Here is a 16,316-nt window from a genome sequence, read left to right on the forward strand (position 1 = left end):
CTTGCGCTCGGCGCAAGGTCAGGGGCCTTCGTGTCGCTGTCTCAACGAGTGTCCGAGGGGGGACTTGAACCCCCACGCCCGATAAAGGGCACTAGCACCTCAAGCTAGCGCGTCTGCCAATTCCGCCACCCGGACTCAGGTGTGTTCGCGGCCCTGGTGAGGGCCTCGCAACGCCCGTAAAGATATCACGCGTGCGCCGCTGTTCCGAACCGGGCGATGGGGCCCGGCCGAGTGGCCGGACCCCATCGCTTCAGCCCTGGTTCAACCCAGGTTCAGCTGATCAGCAGATCCCGAACAGGATGCACTTCAGCAGTGCGGCCAGGAGCTGAGCGAGCAGCTTCAGCAGGTCCCCGATCGACGGCGGACCCGGCGGGTCCACCGGCGGCGGGTTCCCGTCACCGTCACGGTCGACCGTGAACGACGGCGTCGTGAAGTTCTCCACGTGGTCGGCGTTCGCCTCGTCACCGAGGGCGGCGAGCACGGTGATCTCCATGATGTAGTCACCGTCCGGCAGGGTCTGCACGCCCCCGCCGCTGCGACCGGGGCCGTGGCCTGTCAGCGTTCCGTCCCACGTGAAGGCTCCGAACGCGTTCGGGTTGGCGTCGCGGCCCAGGTAGTCGTGCACCTGGTAGGTCGGGTTCACCCCGGCCGGGTCGCCACGCGTGCCGTCTGCGTTCGCGTGGTAGATGTCCACCTGCAGGGACCGCGCCGGGTGCTCCAGGTGGACGAGGGCGGTCGGCACGTCGCCGTCCGCCATCGAGTAGACCTGGCCGGCCTCGGCCAGCTCCCAGACGCCACCGGCGGCGCAGTCCACGCCCTCGAACACGCCGCACTCGCTGAGCGTGGCCAGGGTCGGGAAGACCGAGCCCTCGTTCAGCATCAGCGGCAGGGCCTGGTAGTCACCGGCGAAGCCGGCGTAGGGCACCCGGATCGGCTCGGCGTCGGTAGCGGTCAGGCTGATGTAGCCGCCGTACTGGGCCAGATCAAGGTCGGCGCTCGGCGTGATGGAGACGTCCACGTCCACGCTGCCGCCGGCCGGGACGGTCACCGACTCGGGCAGGTCCACGGTCGATTCGGCCCAGTAGAAGCCCGGGTTGTAGGGAGCGTCCGCGGTCGAGACGGCGTCCTCGAACGTCAGCGCGTACGTGACGTCCTCGGCACCGGTGTTGGTCACCGTGATGGTCCGCGTGACCGCACCGGCCTCGCTCTCACCGAGGGACAGCTTGCCGGGCGTGACGACGGTCTCGGCGAGGATCGCGTCGTCGATGTCCAGCATGCCGGCGCCCTGACGGTGCACCGGCTCCAACGCCCCGACGGTCGGGTTGAGGGACCACGGGGCCGGGTCCGCGTTGTTCTGCAGGACGTCCCGGATCGTCGACGGCGTCGCGTCGGGGTGGGCCTGCAGGTACAGGGCGACGGCGCCGGCCACGTGCGGGGACGACATCGAGGTGCCCGAGTTGCTGGCGTACCCACCCTGCTCGAGCGGAACCGTCGACCAGATCGACCCGCCGGGGGCGCCCAGATCGGGCTTGATCTGCAGGTCCGCCGTCATCCCGTACGAGCTGAAGGTTGAGATCAGCCCGCCCGTCGGGTTCGGTGCCGTGGTCGTCTGGTCCGTCCAGGTCAGGTCCACCGGGCCGGCGAGGGCCGCCGCGGTGTAGGCCTGACCGTCCGCGGCCCCGATGAAGATCACCGGGATGGTGATCTCCTCGGCGCCCTCGACGGTGGCGTTGAGCAGGCCGGGCACGTTGTTGTAGATGATGGCGGCGGCCGCGCCGGCGTTCTGTGCGCTCAGTGCCTTGTTGTAGAAGCTGGCGTCGCATTCGGGCGTGTTCGGCCCGAGACCCCGCTCGATGAGCACGGCGGAGCCGGTCAGATCCGCCTCGATCGGCGTGCACGCACGGGCCTCGTCCGTGCCGGGCTCGCCGAGTGCGACCAGCGGCAGGGAGCCGGAGGTCGGCGGCGCCGGGGCCGCGGTGGCCGGGGTGTAGGCGGCCAGGTGGTCACCCACGGCGACGGCACTGGCCGTGATCTGCGTGTTGTCGTAGGAGGCGACACCGATCACCTTGTCACCGACGCCGGGAGCGCCGGCGGCCCAGGTACCGAGGTCGCCCTCGTTGCCGATCGAGGCGACCACGACGACGCCCGCGTCGACGAGGTTGTCCGACGCGACCGCCGTCGGGTACTCAGGCCAGGTGGCCAGGGCCGAACCGATGGACATGTTCAGCACGTCCATGCCGTCGGCGAGCGCCAGCTCCATGGCCTCGATCATGATGTCGGCCGTCGTGGAGCCCTCGCAGCCGAAGACTCGGTAGGCGCCGAGCGTGGCGTCCGGGGCCACACCCCGCACGCCGTCTCCTGCGAGGTCACCGTCGGCGCCGACGATGCCGGCCACGTGCGTGCCGTGACCCTGGCAGTCGTCGGGGACGGCGTCGGGCTCCGGTACCGGCTGGTAGGCCGGGTCGGAGGGATCGGCGTTGTAGGAGTCACCGACGAGGTCGTAGCCGTAGGCGATCCGCTCGGTCGGGAACGACGTCTCACCGGGCACGCCCGAGCCGCCGAAGTCCGGGTGGTCGATGTCGATGCCGGTGTCCATGACACCGACGCGCAGGCCCTCGCCGGTGTAGCCGAGCTCGCTCTGGGCGATGTCGGCACCGGACTGCGACAGCGCAGAGGCCAGGTCCGGGACGGGTGAGCTCTGGTCCTCAGGGATCTCGTACAGCAGGACGGGGAACACGGCGACCACGCTGTCCGCCTGCTCGGCGAGCGTGGCGGCGTCATCGTCCGACACGGTGACCGAGAGGCCGTTCCACAGCGTGTTGTAGGAGTTTCGGACGTCGACGTCGACGCCCAGGCCGGCCGCCTCGTCGAGGAACTCCTGCTGGTCGCTCGCGGTGGCGGCGACGGTGCCTCCCCGTGCGGTCGGCGCGGCCTCGAGCTGGACGAACCAGGCCCCGGTCGGGGAGGTGAGGTCGCCGGCGTCGGTGGGAGCGGTCACTCCGTAGTCGGACGCCGAGCCGAGGTAGCTGCCATCGTCGGGACTGGCGGTCGCACTTGTCATGGGGACAGCGGTGGCGGCGATGATGCCCGCCACTCCGCCCAGGGCTATGACCCGACGTCTCTTCGGGCTCACCCCGGACCTACTGGGTCGACGCATGAAGGATCTCCTCATCGTGATGTCGCAAGGCTCCCGGACCAGGAGCATCCGACGAACATACTGGGAATGAGGGGGAATTGTGAACAGGCTCACACCGAACGGTCGCGTCCCACGAGCGGTCGGCCCGTTGGCACGGCGCCCGCGGGAGAATAGGAACGGCCCCGAGGCGCAGTACGCCTCGGGGCCGCCCGCGCGACGGCCGTTCAGAGGGGGGCCGTTCGGCCCGTCGCGACGTGCCGGGCTTCAACGTCTCCGAGGGGGACGGGGACTCGTCCCGGCTGAGGACCAACTGTACTAGAAAGTCCGGGATTCAACGAGCGGTCCATCGACGGGTTCGAGCGTGTCCACCGACGGCGCGCGGACCGGGCCGGAGACCGGCGATCGGGCGTTCCGGTAAGAATGGGCGTATGACCTCATCGACCCTCGGCGACAACCCCTTCGCCGCCGCGTCCACCCTTCCCTACGGACTCCCGGATTTCGCGGCGATCCGCACCGAGCACTTCCGGCCCGCCTTCGACGCCGGCCTCGCCGAGCAGCGGGCCGAGTGGGACGCGATCGCCACCGATCCTTCCGCGCCCACGCTCCAGAACACGCTGGAGGCGCTCGAGGTGTCCGGCCGGCTGCTCGACCGGGCGCTGACCGTGTTCTACACGTTGGTCAGTTCGGCGGGCACGGACGAGATCCGCGAGATCGAGGCGGACTATGCGCCGAAGCTCTCCGAGCACCGGGACGCGCTCTACCTCGACGGGCGCATCTTCGCCCGGCTGGAGGCGCTGACCGACGCGGCGGCCGAGGCCGGGGCGCAGACGCAGTGGGCGCTGCGGACCCACCTGAAGAACTTCGTCCGCGCCGGGATCCGGCTCGACACCGCCCAGCAGGACCGGCTGCGTGCGCTCAACGGCGAGCTCACCTCCCTCGAGACGGAGTTCTCGCAGCGCGTCGTCAAGGCGATGGAGGCCGCCGCGGTCACGGTCAGCGACCCTGCCGAGCTGGCCGGTCTGGCCCCGGACGCCGTCTCCGCCCTGGCCCAGGCGGCCACGGACCGCGACATCGAGGGCTACCTGATCACCCTGCAGCTACCCACCCCCCAGGCCGTGGTGTCGCAGAGCCCGAACCGCGAGCTGCGCCGTCGGGTGTTCGAGGCCTCCACCGGCCGCGGCACCGGCTCCGACCCCGACTCCGACACCCGCCGGCTGATCCTCGACCTGGCCCGCAAGCGCGCCGAGCGGGCCCGGCTGCTCGGCTACGCCCACCACGCCGCCTACGTCGCCGAGGACGGCACGGCAGCCACCACCGAGGCCGTGAACGAGATGCTCGGCCGGCTCGCCGGGCCAGCCGTGCGCAACGCCCGCGCCGAGGCCGCCGACCTGCAGACGGCGCTCGCGGCCGACGAGCCGGGCGCAGAGCTGGCGCCGTGGGACTGGTCGCTGTACGCCGACCGGGTCCGCCAGCAGACGTTCGCGTTCGACGAGGGCGAGCTGCGCCCCTACCTCGAGCTCGAGCGGGTCATCGCCGACGGGGTGTTCTTCGCCGCGAGGGCGATCTACGGGCTCGAGTTCACCGAGCGCCAGGACCTCAGCGGGTACGCGGATGGCGTCCGGGTGTTCGAGGTGAAGGAGGCTGACGGCACCGCCCTCGGCCTGTTCGTGGCCGACTACTACGCCCGCGAGGGCAAGCGTGGTGGCGCCTGGATGCACAACCTCGTCGACCAGTCCGACCTGCTCGGCCTGCCGCCCGTCGTCGTGAACAACCTGAACATCACCCGGCCCGCCGCCGGCGAACCCACGCTGCTCACCTGGGACGAGGTCATCACCGCGTTCCACGAGTTCGGGCACGCCCTGCACGGGTTGTTCTCCCAGGTGCGTTACCCGTCGCTGTCCGGCACCTCCGTGCCCCGCGACTTCGTCGAGTACCCCTCCCAGGTCAACGAGATGTGGGCCTGGCACCCCGAGGTGCTCGCCAGCTTCGCCCGGCACCACAGCACCGGCGAGCCGCTCGACGCCGCGACCCTCGACCAGCTGCGGGCCTCGCAGGCCTACGGGGAGGGCTTCGCGACCACCGAGTACCTGGCCGCCGCGCTGCTCGACCAGGCGTGGCACCAGATCGCCCCCGAGGAGGTCCCCGACGACGTCGCCGAGGTGGAGGCGTTCGAGGCGGCAGCCCTGGAGCGGGCCGGCGTGGCCTACCCGCTGGTACCGCCGCGGTACCGGTCCACGTACTTCAACCACACCTTCGGTGGCGGCTACGACGCCGGGTACTACTCCTACATCTGGAGCGAGGTGCTCGACGCGGACACCGTCGACTGGTTCAGGGATGAGGCCGCCGAGAACGGCGACGGCGGCCTGAACCGCGCCGCCGGAGACTACTTCCGCGCGAAGCTGCTCTCCCGCGGGCACGCCCAGGACCCGCTGCAGTCCTACCGTGACCTACGCGGCCGCGACGCCGTGATCGAGCCGCTGCTCAAGCGTCGGGGACTGGGCGCATGACCGACACCCCGCAGGTCAGCGCCGCCGAGCTCGACGCGGTCGCCATCTGCCGTGCCCTGATCCGGATCGACTCCTCCAACTACGGCGACGGAACCGGCCCGGGGGAGCGGGAGGCGGCCGAGTACGTCATGGGCCTGCTCACCGAGGTCGGTTACGAGCCGGAGTACTTCGAGTCCGCCGAGCGCCGCGGCAATGTGGTCCTGCGGATCCCGGGCACGGACCCGACCCGCCCGGCGCTCGTGGTGCACGGGCACACGGACGTCGTCCCCGCCCAAGCCTCCGACTGGAAGATGGACCCGTTCGGCGGTGAGGAGATGGACGGCATGATCTGGGGCCGCGGCGCCGTGGACATGAAGGACATGGACGCCATGATCCTGGCCGTCCTGAGGGACATGCGGCGCTCCGGCTGGCAGCCACCCCGGGACCTGATCGTCGCGTTCTTCGCCGACGAGGAGGCCGGCGGCACCTACGGGGCGAGGTACGCCGTCGACCATCGGCCCGAGCTGTTCGAGGGTGCCACCGAGGCGATCAGCGAGGTCGGTGGGTACAGCGTCGAGGTGAACGGGCGCCGTGCCTACCTGCTCCAGACCGCCGAGAAGGGCCTGGCCTGGCTCAAGCTCATCGCCGACGGTACGGCCGGGCACGGCTCCCAGGTGAACACCGACAACGCCGTCACCCGGCTGGCCGGCGCCGTGGCCCGGATCGGGGCGCACTCGTTCGGGCGGAGCCTGTCCCCGACGGTGCACGCCCTGCTCGACGGCGTCGCGGAGTTGACCGGGACGTCGTTCGATCCGCAGGACCCCGGCTCGGTCGACGCACTCGTGGCCGCGCTCGGCCCGGCGAGCAAGTTCGTCGGCGCGACCCTGGCCACGAACGCCAACCCGACCCAGCTCGGGGCCGGGTACAAGGCCAACGTGATCCCCGGCAGCGCCGAGGCGGTCATCGATGTCCGATTCCTGCCGGGCCAGGAGGAGGCCACCATGGCGACCCTGACGGAACTGGCCGGGCCCGGCATCCGGTTCGAGGACGTGCAGCGCAACATCGCCCTCGAGGTGCCCTTCACCGGTGACCTGGTGGACGCGATGGTGGCGGCGCTGGACACCGAGGACCCGGGCGCGGTGGTGCTGCCGTACATGCTCAGCGGCGGGACGGACAACAAGTCCCTCGCCCGGCTGGGCATCACCGGCTACGGCTTCGCGCCGCTGCTGCTGCCCCCGGAGCTCGACTTCGCGGGCATGTTCCACGGCGTGGACGAGCGGGTGCCGGTCTCCTCCGTGCAGTTCGGGGTCCGGGTGCTGAGCCGGTTCCTGCGCACCTGCTGACGCGGCGGCGCCGGGCCTACAGCGGCCTAGAGTGTACTGGCCACCTTGATGATCCGGCGCCGCAGCCACACCTTGCGGTGGCCGCCGACGTACAGGCGCAGCCGCGCGAGCTCCCAGCGCCCGTACTCCGCCTCCTCGGTCAGCAACCGGCGCACGTCATGGCGGCTGGTGCTGCGGGGCAGGGTGAGCACCCGGAACTCGTACTGGGAGGCATGGGCAGGTCGGGACGGTCTGGGTGCTGCGGACTCCATCCGCACAGCGTAGGCGAGGAGTTCACATTTTTGCGGTGTCAAACCCCGCCGTTCACCGCTACGGTCAGCACATGGCTACCGAACCTCGCGCAGCACTTGACCGTCTCATCGCTGCCTTCGAGGCGCACCTCGATGCCGTCGTATCCGCCGCCGATGACGACGCGCCGGCCGTGATCGCGGCCACCAACACCCTCGCCGACGCGTTCGAGACCTACGACGAGGCCCTCTACGACGCCCACGGCGTGGACACCCCGTTCGTGGTCTACGACGGCGAGGACGACGACGAGGACTTCGACGACGACGACGACTTCGACGACGAGGACGAGGACGAGGACCAGGCGGACGGCGACGACGACGAGTAGGTCGCCGGAACGACCCGACGGCGGAGCCTGACGTGCGCGGGCGCCGTCACCGTCGTTCGGGGTAGCCGAACGAGGGCGCGGTGACCTCGTCCAGCACGGCCCGGATCTGATCGGGCAGCTCGAGGTCCACGGCCGCTAGCGTGCCCCGCAGCTGCGCGGGGGTGCGGGCGCCCACGACGGCGCTCGCGACGCCGTCGGCGTCCCGGGCCCAGGCCAGCGCGACCTCGACGGGGGAGCGACCCAGCCCGTCGGCCGCGGTGGCGACCGCCTCGACCACACCCCGGGCCTCGAGCGTCAGGTACGGGTCCACGAACCCACGCAGGTGCGGCGACGCCGCTCGCGAGTCCGCCGGGACCGACCGCCGGTACTTCCCGCTGAGCACTCCCCGCCCGAGCGGGGACCAGGCCAGGACGCCGACGCCGAGGTCCCTGGCGGCCGGCAGGACCTCCCGCTCGATGCCGCGCTCGAGCAGCGAGTACTCCATCTGGGCCGCCGTGCAGAACGTGTCGTCCGCCTCCAGCAGGGTGGCCATCCGGGTGAGCTGCCACGCCGGGAAGTTGGACAGCCCCACGTAACGGGTGCGCCCGGACCGGACCGCCTCCCGCAGCGCGGAGATCGTCTCCCGGACCGGGGTGGCCGGGTCCGGCGCGCCCACCAGCCAGAGGTCCAGGTGATCGGTGCCGAGGCGGGCCAGGCTCGCGTCCAGCGTGTCCAGGAGGCTGCGCCGGGAGGCGTCCACCCGGCCGTCACGGACGCCGGCCTTGGAGCACAGCACCACCTCGTCACGGTCGACCGCGTCCGCGAACAGGGACCCGATCAGCTCCTCGGCCGCGCCGTCGGCATAGGTGGCCGCCGTGTCCAGCAGGGTGCCGCCCGCGTCCAGGAACGCGCGCAACTGCTCGGCGGCCTCGTGCTCGTCGGTGTCGCGGCCCCAGGTCATCGTGCCCAGGCCGACCGCCGAGACCGTCAGCCCGCTGCCGCCCACACGCCGTGACTCCATGGGAGACGAGGCTACCTGCCGGGGCGTCTACCCTTGGCCCGTGACATGGTGGGAAGCAGTGATCCTGGGTCTGGTCCAAGGACTGACGGAATTCCTACCGATCTCGTCTTCGGCGCACCTGCGCATCGTCGGTGAGTTGCTGCCCGGTGGCAGCGATCCCGGCGCGGCGTTCAGCGCGATCACGCAGATCGGTACCGAGGCGGCCGTCATCCTCTACTTCCGGCGTGACTTCGCCCGGATCGTCAGTAGATGGTTCCAGGCCCTGCCGGTCGGGCCGTGGAAGAACCGGGTGCCCACCTCGGACCCGGACGCCCGGATGGGGTGGTACATCATCCTCGGGTCGATCCCGATCGTGGTGCTGGGCCTGCTGTTCCAGGACGCCATCGAACACGCGCTGCGCAATCTCTACCTGACCGCGCTCGTGCTGGCGCTGTTCGCACTGATCCTCGGCTGGGCGGACGTGCGGGGCGCGAAGAGCCGCCCGCTGGAGAGCCTCACGATGAAGCACGCGTGGCTGTTCGGGTTCGCTCAGGCGCTCGCGCTCGTCCCCGGCGTGTCGCGCTCCGGCGGCACCATCACCGCCGGGCTGCTGATGGGTTACACCCGTGAGGCCGCCGCGCGGTACTCGTTCCTGCTCGCGGTGCCGGCCGTGCTCGGGTCCGGGCTGTACCAGCTCGTCAAGAGCGGCGGCACCGGGGGAGCGGCCGGGTTCGGCCCGACGGCGCTGGCCACCCTGATCGCGTTCGTCGTCGGTTACGTGGTCATCATCGCGTTCCTGAAGATCGTCTCGACGTACTCCTACAAGCCGTTCGTGTACTACCGCCTCGGGCTGGCGGCCCTGGTCGTGGTGCTCCTCGTGGTCGGCGTGCTCCAGCCGCTGCCGCCCACCGGCTAGGGTGGGCGGGTGCAGTCATGGCCCGCCCCCCACGTCCCTGAACTCCCCGGTCGCGGCCCGGGCCTGAGCCTCTCCGACACCGCGACCGGTACCCGGGGAGAACCCGCGGCCGACGGTGTGGGCAGGTTGTACGTCTGCGGCATCACGCCGTATGACTCGACCCACCTGGGCCACGCGTTCACGTACGTCACCTTCGACCTGATCGGGCGCGTGTGGCGCGACGCCGGCGTGGACGTGCGGTACGCGCAGAACATCACCGACGTGGACGACCCGCTGCTCGAGCGGGCCACCGAGACCGGCGTCGACTGGCAGGACCTGGCCGCGGACCAGGTGGAACTCTTCCGCGGGGACATGCTGGCCCTGCGGGTGATCCCGCCGGACCACTACGTCGGCGTGGTGGAGTCCATCGACCTGGTCGTCGACGCCGTCGAGCGGCTCGTCGAGGCCGGTGCCGCCTACCTGGTGGACTCCGACGTGTACGCCGACCTGAGCCGCGACCCACGGTTCGGGGGTGTCTCCCACCTGGACGCGGCGCAGATGGACGAGCTGTTCGCCGAGCGCGGTGGTGACCCGGAGCGCCCCGGCAAGCGGCACCCGCTCGACCCGCTGCTCTGGCGTGGCCGCCGCGAGGGTGAGCCCCATTGGGACGGCCGCAGCCTCGGCGACGGGCGGCCCGGCTGGCATATCGAGTGCGCGGCCATCGCCGCCACCCACCTCGGCCTGCCGGTGACCGTGCAGGGCGGCGGAACGGACCTGATCTTCCCGCACCACGAGATGAGCACGAGCCATCTGCGCCTGCTCGGTGACGGCAGCGAGCCGATCCGGGCGTTCGTGCACTCGGGCCTGGTCGGCTACGAAGGCCACAAGATGAGCAAGTCGCGCGGCAACCTGGTGTTCGTGTCCGCCCTCACGGCCGACGGCGTGGCTCCCGGCGCGATCCGGCTCACCCTGCTCGCGCACCACTACCGCGAGGACTGGGAGTTCACCGACGCCGACCTTGCGGCCGGAGCGACCCGGCACGAGGCGTGGCGTGCGGCCGCGACCCGTCCGGCCGAGGCCGCGGGCCCCGACCCCGAGCCGGTGCTGCACGCCCTACGGGCAGCGCTCAGCGACGACCTCGACACCGTGGCCGCGCTCGCGGTGGTGGACGCCTGGGCACGGACCGGCTCGTCCGCGGACACCGTCGTGATCGACGCCGTCGACGCGCTCCTCGGCGTGGACCTGCGGGCCTAACCGCGCGGATCTACGACCCGGCGACCGGGCCACCGCCGGTGTCCCGACGGCGCAGGTACCGCTCGAACTCGCGCGCGATCGCCTCGCCGCTGGCCTCGGGCAGCTCGGCCGTGTCCTTGGCCTCCTCGAGCTGGCGCACGTACTCGGCCACCTCAGGATCGTCCTCGGCGAGCTCGTCCACCCCGAGCTGCCAGGCCTTCGCGTCCTCGACGAGCTCGCCGACGGGTGCGGCCTCACCGAGGAACTCCTCGAGCGCCATCAGGATCGCCAGGGTGGCCTTCGGCGACGGTGGCTGCGCCACATAGTGCGGCACCGCGGCCCAGACGTTCAGGGTGTGGATGCCCCGCTCGTAGGCCATGTGCGAGAGCACCCCGACGATGCCCGTCGGCCCCTCGTAGTCGCTGCCCTCGACCCCGAGCAGCGCCTGCACGGTCGGGTCCTCGGAGGACGTCTGCACCGGGATCGGCCGGGTGTGCGGCACGTCCGCGAGCAGCGCGCCCAGGCACACGACGGTGCGCACCCCGAGCTCCTCCGCGGCGTCGAGGATCTGGTTGCAGTAGGTGCGCCACCGGGTCGACGGCTCCACGCCCTGGACCAGCACGATCCGGCGCCCGGTCTGTGGACCCACGGTCACCGAGATCGTCGTGGACGGCCAGGTCAGCGCGCGTCCGCCGGATCCGTCCGGACCGACCATGGGCCGGTTCACCTGGAAGTCGTGGAACTCGTCCGGGTCCAGGGTGCGGTGGGTGTGGGCGCCCCAGACCTCGGCGATCTGTGCAAGGGCGGACGTGGCCGAGCTGCCGGCGTCGTTCCAGCCCTCGAAGGCAGCGACCAGCATGGCCGGCGGGACCTCGCTGGTCTCCTCGGCCTGCGCCTGCTCGTCCGGTTCGCGATGGCGGGGGGAACTACTCACCGTCCTACCCTACGGGAGGTGCGGCGCCCCGCCGCGGCCCGCGGATCCGTCGGCCGGCGGGGTCCGCGCTGGGTAGACTTGCTGACCGTGCCCCCAGCCTCCACCACCGTGCTCTCCGCTGTCCTGTGGGACATGGACGGCACCATCGTCGACACCGAGCCGTACTGGATCGGGGCCGAGATCGACCTCGCGACCGAGCACGGCGGCACCTGGGACTCCTCCCTCGCCGTCGAACTCGTCGGGAACTCGCTGGAGACCAGCGCCGCGCTGCTGCGCGAGCGCGCCGGGATCCGGGGCACGGACGCCGAGATCGTCGACGAGCTCCTCTCCCGGGTGGTTCGCCGGGTCAGCGAGGAGGGCGTCCCGTGGCTTCCGGGAGCCCGCGACCTGCTCGCCCAGCTGCGGGCGGCCGACGTCCCCTGCGCACTGGTGACGATGTCCTGGCGCGCGCTCGCGGACGTCGTCGTCGCGGCGCTCCCGGCGGACACCTTCGCCGCCGTCGTCACCGGTGACCAGGTCACCAACGGCAAGCCCCACCCCGAGCCGTACCTGCGGGCCGCCCGCGAACTGGGCGTGGACATCGGCGCCTGTGTCGCGATCGAGGACTCGATCCCCGGGCTCGCGTCCGCGGAGGCGTCCGGGGCCCGCGTGCTGGCCGTGCCCGCCGTGCAGCGGATCGACCCCGCGCCGGGCCGAAGCAGGGTGGACAGCCTGTCCGACGTGGATCTGGACGTGCTGCGGCGCATCGTCGCCGGAGAGGTGCATGACCACGCCGGCCAGAACTGAGAGCCGCGGCTGGCGGATCGGCCGGATCGGTGGGGCGCCGGTCATCATCACCCCCGGCTGGGCGCTCATCGCCGTCGTCCTCGTCGTCACCTTCGCGCCGTGGCTGGACTCGCTGCTCAACCTCGGGTTCGAGGCGTACCTGTGGGCCCTGGTGCTGCCGGTGCTGCTCCTGGTCTCGGTCCTGGCGCACGAGATCAGCCACGGCCTGATGGCCCGCCGGTTCGGGGTCGGTGTCGGTGAGTACGTGATCACCCTCTGGGGTGGCCACACGTCCTTCACGGACGCGATCCGCACGCCCGGCCCGTCCGCCGCGATCTCGGTGGCCGGTCCGCTCGCGAACGTCGCGCTCGCGCTCCTGACCGCCGGCGGGGCGTACCTCACCGACGGCGTCGCCTCGGTCGCGTTCGCAGCGGCCACCTACTCCAATGGTTTCGTCGCCGTCTTCAACCTGCTGCCCGCGCTTCCCATGGATGGCGGCAAGCTCCTCGAGGCCCTGATCTGGAAGGTTCGCGGGGACCGGCTGAGCGGCACGATGGCCGCCGGCCGGTGCGGGCAGGTGGTCGCGATCGCCCTGCCCGTCGTGGTTCTCGGCGGTCCGCTGCTGCAGGGCGGGCGGCCCGACCTGTTCGCTGCGATCTGGTCCCTGCTGCTGGCCGGGATGCTGTGGAACGGGGCGCACGCCTCGGTCCGGTACGCCCGCGCCCAGCGCAGCGCCCAGGGCATGGACCTGCGCAGGCTCGCCGTCGGGGCGCATGTGCTGCCCGCCGGCGCGAGCGTCGCCGACGTGGACCGGTCGCTGGCCGGGGCGCCGTCCGTCTCCGTCGTCCTGGTGGACCCCCGGGGGATCCCGGTCGGACTCGTCGACGCGAGCGCCTTGGCGACCGTGCCCGCCGAGGGCCGCGACGCGGTGCCGGCCACCGCCGTCGCCACCGCCCTTGGCCCGGGCGCCCTGATCACCCAGCACACCGGACCGGTCGCGGTCGCCCAGGTGGCCCGGGCCGCGAAGGCGGGCGCCGCCACGGTCGTGGTGGTCGGGCTCGACGGCGGGACACCGCAGGTCCTCGGGCTGGTTGCCGTGGCCGACGTCGCGCACGCGCTCGCGCCCCGCCGCGGACAGGGCGGATAGACTCGCGGCCCGTGACTGACGAACCCACCGGCGCCACCATCCGCCGCGGCCCGTTCCGCGAGGGCGACAAGGTGCAGCTGACCGACCCGAAGGGCCGGTTGCACACCATCGTGCTGCAGGCGCAGAAGGTGTTCCACACCCACCGCGGCTCGTTCGACCACGACGTCCTGCTCGGCGCGCCTGAGGGCACCGTCGTGGCCACCACGTCCGGGATCGAATACCTGGCGCTGCGCCCGCTGCTCTCGGACTACGTGCTGTCCATGCCGCGCGGCGCCGCCGTGATCTACCCCAAGGACGCGGGGCAGATCGTCACGATGGCCGACATCTACCCCGGTGCCCGCGTGGTCGAGGCGGGGGTCGGCTCCGGCGCCCTGTCCCTGTCGCTGCTGCGCGCGGTGGGGGACCGGGGGTCGCTGCTGTCGATCGAGCGGCGCGAGGACTTCGCGGCCATCGCCCAAGGCAACGTCGAGGAGTTCTTCGGCGGGGTCCACCCGGCCTGGGACGTGCGGGTCGGCGACCTCGCGGACGTGCTGCCGGACGCCGTCGAACCCGGATCGGTCGACCGGGTGGTGTTGGACATGCTCGCGCCCTGGGAGAACCTCGGCGTCGTCGCGGACGCGCTCGCCCCGGGCGGGGTGCTGGTCGCCTATGTCGCGACGGCCACCCAGTTGTCCCGGTTCGCCGAGGATGCCAAGGCCGACGGCCGGTTCACCGAGCCGACGGCGTGGGAGTCGATGGTGCGCGGGTGGCACCTGGAGGGACTCGCGGTCCGCCCCGAACACCGCATGATCGGGCACACCGGTTTCCTCATCACCACCCGCAGGATGGCGCCCGGCGTCGTCGCCCCGGTGCGCCGCCGCCGCCCGGCACCGGGTGCCTACGCCGAGTCCGCAGTCTCCTTCGACGAGGACGAGCTGGCCACCGACCTGGGTCAGCGCGCCATCTCGGACAAGAAGATCCGGCGGGTCCGGCGCGACCTCGACGCCCGCCGGGACCGCCGCGAGGGCGGACCAACCTCTGGACCGTCCGACGCGATCTGATCACACTGACCTACTCTTGTAGCAGAGGCGAGGAGGGTCCGATGGCCGAGCAGAACGAGGTTCCGGGGCGGGTGTCGAGCACCCCCCGCGAGCGCGAGCTCGAGAAGAAGGCCATCGATCTGGCCGGCAAGAACGAGCGTCTCGTGACCGCGCTGACGTCCGCGCGCTCGCAGCTGGTGGAGATGCGCACCCAGCTCGAGGAGATGACGAAGCCGCCCGGCAGTTACGCGATCCACCTGCATGACCACGGGGACCGCACCGTCGACGTGATGTCCTCCGGGCGCAAGCTCCGGGTCGGGGTGGCCCCGAGCGTGGACATCGAGACGCTGCGGCCCGGGCAGGAGGTCCAGCTCAACGAGGCGATGACTGTGGTCGCCGCGGGTGGGTACGAGCCGGTCGGTGAGCTGGTCACCGTGAAGGAGGCGCTCGACGGCGGTCGCGTCCTGGTCCTCGGGCGTGCCGACGAGGAGCGGGTGGTGCGGCTCGCCGGGCCGTTGCAGGACGTCACCGTTCGCGTCGGAGACACCCTCACCGTCGACGCCCGCACCGGCTTCGCGTTCGAACGGATCCCACGCTCGGAGGTCGAGGACCTCATGCTCGAGGAGGTCCCGGACGTCGACTACGCCGACATCGGTGGGCTGGCGGCCCAGATCGAGCAGATCAAGGACGCCGTGGAACTGCCGTTCCTGCACCCCGACCTGTTCCGCGAGCACGGGCTGAAGCCGCCGAAGGGCCTGCTGCTGTACGGCCCGCCCGGCTGCGGCAAGACGCTGATCGCGAAGGCCGTCGCGACGTCGCTGGCCGAGACCGCGGCCGCGCAGGGCGGTGGCGCGGCACCGGGGGCGGCGCGCAGCTACTTCCTGAACGTCAAGGGCCCGGAGCTGCTGAACAAGTTCGTCGGTGAGACCGAGCGGCACATCCGGCTGATCTTCTCCAGGGCCCGGGAGAAGGCCTCGCAGGGCATCCCGGTGGTCGTGTTCTTCGACGAGATGGAGTCGCTGTTCCGGACCCGCGGGACCGGCGTGTCCAGCGACGTCGAGACCACCATCGTGCCCCAGCTCCTCAGTGAGATCGACGGCGTGGAGCGGCTCGAGAACGTCATCGTGATCGGTGCCTCCAACCGGGAGGACATGATCGACCCGGCCATCCTGCGGCCCGGTCGCCTGGACGTGAAGATCAAGATCGAGCGGCCCGACGCCGAGGCGGCCCGGGACATCTTCACGAAGTATCTGACCCCGGACCTGCCGATCCACCCGGACGATCTGGCCGAGCACGGCGGGGACGCGGCGGCGGTCGTCGAGGCGATGATCGAGCGGACCGTGGGCCGGATGTACTCGGAGGAGCCCGAGAACCAGTTCCTCGAGGTCACCTACGCGAGCGGCGACAAGGAGATCCTCTACTTCAAGGACTTCAACTCCGGGGCCGTGGTTCAGAACATCGTCGACCGGGCGAAGAAGAGCGCCATCAAGGACCTGCTCGCCACCGGCGTGCGTGGGATCCGGGTGGAACACCTCCTCGACGCGTGCGTGGCGGAGTTCAAGGAGAGCGAGGATCTCCCGAACACCACCAACCCCGACGACTGGGCGCGGGTGTCCGGCAAGAAGGGTGAGCGGATCGTGTTCATCCGCACGATCGTGCAGAAGAAGGGCAACCCCGAGGCGGGGCGCACCATCGAGAACCTCAACCCCACGGGCCAGTACCTGTAGGTGCTCCGTCCCCTGGTGGGGCGCGCGGAGGCTCGGGCC

At 71.6% G+C, this 16,316-nt stretch carries 13 protein-coding genes and 1 tRNA gene; 9 read left to right on the forward strand and 5 right to left on the reverse strand.

The features are described from left to right. Positions 1-49: 49 nt before the first annotated feature. A tRNA-Leu gene (locus KCQ71_RS00495) sits at positions 50-135 on the reverse strand. Between the two features lie 145 nt (positions 136-280). After that, positions 281-3,061: a S8 family serine peptidase gene (locus KCQ71_RS27165; RefSeq protein ID WP_283248555.1), complete on the reverse strand. Its 2,781-nt coding sequence runs from the start codon at positions 3,059-3,061 to the stop codon at positions 281-283. Positions 3,062-3,564: 503 nt separating this feature from the next. On the opposite strand from KCQ71_RS27165, the gene KCQ71_RS00510 reads away from it, so the two are divergent. Both KCQ71_RS00510 and KCQ71_RS00515 read left to right on the forward strand, forming a co-directional pair. Beyond that, positions 3,565-5,643, forward strand: coding sequence for a M3 family metallopeptidase (locus KCQ71_RS00510; RefSeq protein ID WP_223401657.1), 2,079 nt, complete (start codon positions 3,565-3,567; stop codon positions 5,641-5,643). Beyond that, positions 5,640-6,965 (forward strand): M20/M25/M40 family metallo-hydrolase, encoded by a 1,326-nt coding sequence (locus tag KCQ71_RS00515; protein ID WP_223401659.1) that lies wholly within the window; start codon positions 5,640-5,642, stop codon positions 6,963-6,965. The genes KCQ71_RS00510 and KCQ71_RS00515 overlap by 4 nt, the downstream gene beginning before the upstream one ends. A 26-nt stretch (positions 6,966-6,991) precedes the next feature. Here KCQ71_RS00515 and KCQ71_RS00520 read toward each other — a convergent pair whose 3' ends face one another. Next, a complete protein-coding gene (locus tag KCQ71_RS00520) occupies positions 6,992-7,216 on the reverse strand; it encodes a DUF5703 family protein (protein ID WP_223401661.1) in 225 nt (74 codons plus the stop codon). Between the two features lie 71 nt (positions 7,217-7,287). On the opposite strand from KCQ71_RS00520, the gene KCQ71_RS00525 reads away from it, so the two are divergent. After that, on the forward strand, positions 7,288-7,578 hold the full coding sequence (locus tag KCQ71_RS00525; RefSeq protein WP_223401663.1) for a DNA primase: 291 nt from the start codon (positions 7,288-7,290) through the stop codon (positions 7,576-7,578). Between the two features lie 46 nt (positions 7,579-7,624). On the opposite strand, the gene KCQ71_RS00530 is transcribed toward KCQ71_RS00525, so the two are convergent. After that, positions 7,625-8,578, reverse strand: coding sequence for an aldo/keto reductase (locus KCQ71_RS00530; RefSeq protein WP_223401665.1), 954 nt, complete (start codon positions 8,576-8,578; stop codon positions 7,625-7,627). A 40-nt stretch (positions 8,579-8,618) separates the two neighbouring features. Between KCQ71_RS00530 and KCQ71_RS00535 the strand changes: the two genes are divergently transcribed. After that, positions 8,619-9,473, forward strand: a complete 855-nt coding sequence (locus KCQ71_RS00535; protein ID WP_223401667.1) for an undecaprenyl-diphosphate phosphatase — start codon at positions 8,619-8,621, stop codon at positions 9,471-9,473. A 9-nt stretch (positions 9,474-9,482) separates the two neighbouring features. Further along, complete coding sequence (gene mshC / locus KCQ71_RS00540; RefSeq protein WP_223401669.1) at positions 9,483-10,706, forward strand: cysteine--1-D-myo-inosityl 2-amino-2-deoxy-alpha-D-glucopyranoside ligase; 1,224 nt, start codon at positions 9,483-9,485, stop codon at positions 10,704-10,706. Positions 10,707-10,716: 10 nt separating this feature from the next. Here the strand turns inward: mshC and KCQ71_RS00545 are convergent, their stop codons facing one another. After that, a complete protein-coding gene (locus tag KCQ71_RS00545) occupies positions 10,717-11,544 on the reverse strand; it encodes a PAC2 family protein (protein WP_223401902.1) in 828 nt (275 codons plus the stop codon). Positions 11,545-11,706: 162 nt separating this feature from the next. On the opposite strand from KCQ71_RS00545, the gene KCQ71_RS00550 reads away from it, so the two are divergent. Genes KCQ71_RS00550 through arc form a run of 4 tightly spaced genes read left to right on the forward strand, consistent with a single transcriptional unit; the run spans position 11,707 to position 16,277 of the window. Beyond that, the gene (locus KCQ71_RS00550; protein ID WP_223401670.1) at positions 11,707-12,405 is read left to right on the forward strand and encodes an HAD family hydrolase; all 699 of its coding nucleotides are present in this window, start codon (positions 11,707-11,709) and stop codon (positions 12,403-12,405) included. Next, on the forward strand, positions 12,383-13,531 hold the full coding sequence (locus KCQ71_RS00555) for a site-2 protease family protein (protein ID WP_223401671.1): 1,149 nt from the start codon (positions 12,383-12,385) through the stop codon (positions 13,529-13,531). The genes KCQ71_RS00550 and KCQ71_RS00555 overlap by 23 nt, the downstream gene beginning before the upstream one ends. 11 nt (positions 13,532-13,542) lie before the next feature. Then, positions 13,543-14,571, forward strand: a complete 1,029-nt coding sequence (locus tag KCQ71_RS00560) for a tRNA (adenine-N1)-methyltransferase (RefSeq protein WP_223401672.1) — start codon at positions 13,543-13,545, stop codon at positions 14,569-14,571. A 41-nt stretch (positions 14,572-14,612) separates the two neighbouring features. After that, positions 14,613-16,277: a proteasome ATPase gene (arc, locus tag KCQ71_RS00565; RefSeq protein WP_223401673.1), complete on the forward strand. Its 1,665-nt coding sequence runs from the start codon at positions 14,613-14,615 to the stop codon at positions 16,275-16,277. Positions 16,278-16,316 lie beyond the last annotated feature (39 nt).

Source organism: Occultella gossypii (genome assembly GCF_019947135.1).
GTDB lineage: Bacteria > Actinomycetota > Actinomycetes > Actinomycetales > Beutenbergiaceae > Occultella > Occultella gossypii.

Bases quoted from the DNA above. Each gene is read 5' to 3' on its own strand.
- KCQ71_RS27165 (WP_283248555.1), bottom strand. From the start codon at position 3,061: ATGACAAGTGCGACCGCCAGTCCCGACGATGGCAGCTACCTCGGCTCG.
- KCQ71_RS00530 (WP_223401665.1), bottom strand. From the start codon at position 8,578: ATGGAGTCACGGCGTGTGGGCGGCAGCGGGCTGACGGTCTCGGCGGTC.
- KCQ71_RS00525 (WP_223401663.1), top strand. From the start codon at position 7,288: ATGGCTACCGAACCTCGCGCAGCACTTGACCGTCTCATCGCTGCCTTC.
- KCQ71_RS00510 (WP_223401657.1), top strand. From the start codon at position 3,565: ATGACCTCATCGACCCTCGGCGACAACCCCTTCGCCGCCGCGTCCACC.
- KCQ71_RS00555 (WP_223401671.1), top strand. From the start codon at position 12,383: ATGACCACGCCGGCCAGAACTGAGAGCCGCGGCTGGCGGATCGGCCGG.
- KCQ71_RS00520 (WP_223401661.1), bottom strand. From the start codon at position 7,216: ATGGAGTCCGCAGCACCCAGACCGTCCCGACCTGCCCATGCCTCCCAG.
- KCQ71_RS00515 (WP_223401659.1), top strand. From the start codon at position 5,640: ATGACCGACACCCCGCAGGTCAGCGCCGCCGAGCTCGACGCGGTCGCC.
- arc (WP_223401673.1), top strand. From the start codon at position 14,613: ATGGCCGAGCAGAACGAGGTTCCGGGGCGGGTGTCGAGCACCCCCCGC.
- KCQ71_RS00545 (WP_223401902.1), bottom strand. From the start codon at position 11,544: ATGCTGGTCGCTGCCTTCGAGGGCTGGAACGACGCCGGCAGCTCGGCC.